The organism is Microcystis sp. LEGE 08355 (assembly GCF_015207185.1).
In the GTDB taxonomy this organism is placed as follows: domain Bacteria; phylum Cyanobacteriota; class Cyanobacteriia; order Cyanobacteriales; family Microcystaceae; genus Microcystis; species Microcystis panniformis.
This window is the reverse complement of record NZ_JADEXI010000643.1, coordinates 1-2,466: the sequence shown is the minus strand read 5'-3', so window position 1 is coordinate 2,466 and position 2,466 is coordinate 1. Positions and strand designations below refer to the sequence as shown.

General features: G+C 42.6%; 4 protein-coding genes. 1 reads left to right on the top strand and 3 read right to left on the bottom strand.

Annotated elements, in window-relative coordinates; translation table 11 throughout:
* Positions 1-201: 201 nt before the first annotated feature.
* Genes bcp through IQ242_RS22365 form a run of 3 tightly spaced genes read right to left on the bottom strand, consistent with a single transcriptional unit; the run spans position 202 to position 2,008 of the window.
* Entirely contained in the window at positions 202-669 is a 468-nt protein-coding gene (gene bcp, locus IQ242_RS22375; protein WP_193961456.1) for a thioredoxin-dependent thiol peroxidase, read from the bottom strand.
* 2 nt (positions 670-671) lie between these two features.
* Complete coding sequence (locus IQ242_RS22370) at positions 672-1,520, bottom strand: M56 family metallopeptidase (RefSeq protein ID WP_193961455.1); 849 nt, start codon at positions 1,518-1,520, stop codon at positions 672-674.
* The gene (locus IQ242_RS22365; RefSeq protein WP_002761005.1) at positions 1,520-2,008 is read right to left on the bottom strand and encodes a BlaI/MecI/CopY family transcriptional regulator; all 489 of its coding nucleotides are present in this window, start codon (positions 2,006-2,008) and stop codon (positions 1,520-1,522) included. The genes IQ242_RS22370 and IQ242_RS22365 overlap by 1 nt, the downstream gene beginning before the upstream one ends.
* Before the next feature lie 20 nt (positions 2,009-2,028).
* On the opposite strand from IQ242_RS22365, the gene IQ242_RS22360 reads away from it, so the two are divergent.
* Positions 2,029-2,319 (top strand): DUF4090 family protein, encoded by a 291-nt coding sequence (locus IQ242_RS22360; protein ID WP_002732452.1) that lies wholly within the window; start codon positions 2,029-2,031, stop codon positions 2,317-2,319.
* Positions 2,320-2,466 lie beyond the last annotated feature (147 nt).

Here is a 2,466-nt window from a genome sequence, read left to right as displayed (position 1 = left end):
CACCCGATCACCTAGATGTGCGATTTTTGAAAACCTTTCTAGTCCAACATAAGTAGTCGTGCAAAATTAATTTCTTGGTTGGGATAGGCAAAAGGCAAAAGGCACTCATGCAAGGGGTAGTTAGATATGTGTAATTAATTTTGCTTAGGTACTTAAAAGAACGCAATCAGTACCCAGAAAAAATCAACTGCTAGGGGCTTGCTACTGCAATTCCTCAAGTTTTTTCAAAACCGCTTCTGCATGGGCTTTTACCTTGACATTTGACCAAATATAGGCAATATTTCCCCGGGGGTCGATCAGGAAAGTGGAGCGTTTAATCCCCATATATTCCCTGCCCATAAATTTTTTTAATCCCCAGACTTGATAAATTTCCGCCAGTTGATGTTCGGTATCGCTCAATAATTGAATAGTTAAATGGTGTTTTTCAATAAAACGACAGTGGGACTTGGCTGAATCGGGACTAACTCCTATAATTACCGCGTTTAATTGCTGAAATTGCGGTGACAAAGCGGTAAAATCGATCGCTTCTGTGGTGCAGCCCGGGGTGTTATCCTTGGGATAAAAATATAATACCAACCACTGACCGGCAAAATCTGCTAATTTGCTAATTTCGCCTCTTTGGTTGGGGGGGGCAAATTCGGGGGCTTTTTGTCCAACTTCTAGGGTCATTTTTAGGAGTGTAAAGGCAAGAGTAGGAAAGGAGCAAGGGAGAGAGAAAGCAATAGCCAGACTTGATAGTTAAATCTGGGAAGTTCGGGTTTTTCTGACTCGACTAAAGCATCGATTCTCTCTAATAAACGATTATTTAAAGAATTATCACTAAGAGCGACACAGCAACTATCGGAAAAATTTATTTCCGCTACTTGATTAACTTTTTCTGCCACTAAAAGCAGGGATTCAGCTAATAGTAAATAATCCACCTGTCCAGAAGCGTACTTATCGGCGCGCAATTCCCGCAAGAAGACCAATTCTGACCATAAATTCTCACTATTGGGCAGCCAAGAAGACATGGAGCGCAGCCAACCTAACCAGAAAAACCAGAAGGTGTCATGATATTCTTGGTGAGCTTGTTCATGGGCTAAAACTGCTTGTAAATGTTCTTGATCCAAGAGATTTAATAATCCTTGGGTTACAATTAATTCCGACTTCCAGAAGCCAACTCTGGCACTGTAGGGAAAATCGAGGGCTAAAACTCTCGCCTTCTGAGTGGTGATTTTTTTGAGGGGGTAACTGCTAAAATCCCGATGGGTTTGCCAAGTTCGATAGGAAAGTTTTATCAGACAAAATAGAGCAAAAACTAGCCAAATTATGGCACTAAAGTAACTAATTAAACTAGAGTTATAGCCTAGCATTTGCCCGCGATAGCCCATACAAACCACCGACATAACTGTCATTAACAGCAGCAAAGGAGGAAAGAGGAAGAAAAATAGCGTTGTCTGCCAACGACGCTGATAGCTAGGCAGAAACCAACGTAAACCAATAGCGATAGTTAATGCTAGTAATAACATTGAACCGTGCATTAGCTTTCTCTCCGTTGTTGACGCAGGGTATCTAAACGAGAGGCGATCGCTTTTAATTGTTCGACACTAGCAGTATCGAGACTATCGGCAAAAGAAGCCACCACATCCGCATTGCCAATAGCCAAAAAACGATGTAATTGTTCGTAGGCTTTAATTGCCTGTGCTTGTTCCTTAGAAACCATCGGTTTCCAGTAGAAAATCCGACCCTTTTTATAACAACTTAACCAGCCTTTATTAGTTAAACGACGCAGTACCGTAGTCACAGAAGTATAGGCCAGATCCCGTTCTGGATCCGCTAAAATGCGATCGTGGACATCCTTAACGCTAACGGGTTCCAATTCCCAGACAATATTGAGAATTTCCGCTTCTAGGGGGCCCAGGGATAACTGTTTTGGTTGATAGGTCGGCAATTGAGCCATAGTCACACAGAAATGAAGATTACTTTCCTGATCATAGCGGCGGATATCGATCGCCTGATAAAATAGCAACGATCCTTTATATTGTCTTTATGTCCACCGAAACTAATTTAACCACAACTACGGGCGCTGATGCCATTGATGTGGCGATCGCTAATGGCATTGATTTTGATGGTTCCCCAATTCCCCCGGCAAAATTGGAACTTTATCACCGGGTAATGGGTTTGGAAGCAGGACGACAAAGAAGCGGGGTTTCTAACACGATGAGATCGCGAATTGTCCGCATCGGGGCCAAACATATCCCCCAAGAGGAATTAAATCAGCTGTTGTTAGCCGCCGATTTTGCCCCTCTCAAGGAGAAAGAAATCGCTTTTTACCTATAATGTCGGCTTTTCATCTCTCGGTTTCACCTCGGAGATGAAAAGTTCCGCCAGCATAGAACAGCACTTCGACAGGCTCAGTGACACGAAGCACGACTAAGAATAACTCTAATCTATAGTTGCCAATTTAACTTTAGTATGCTAGAGTAG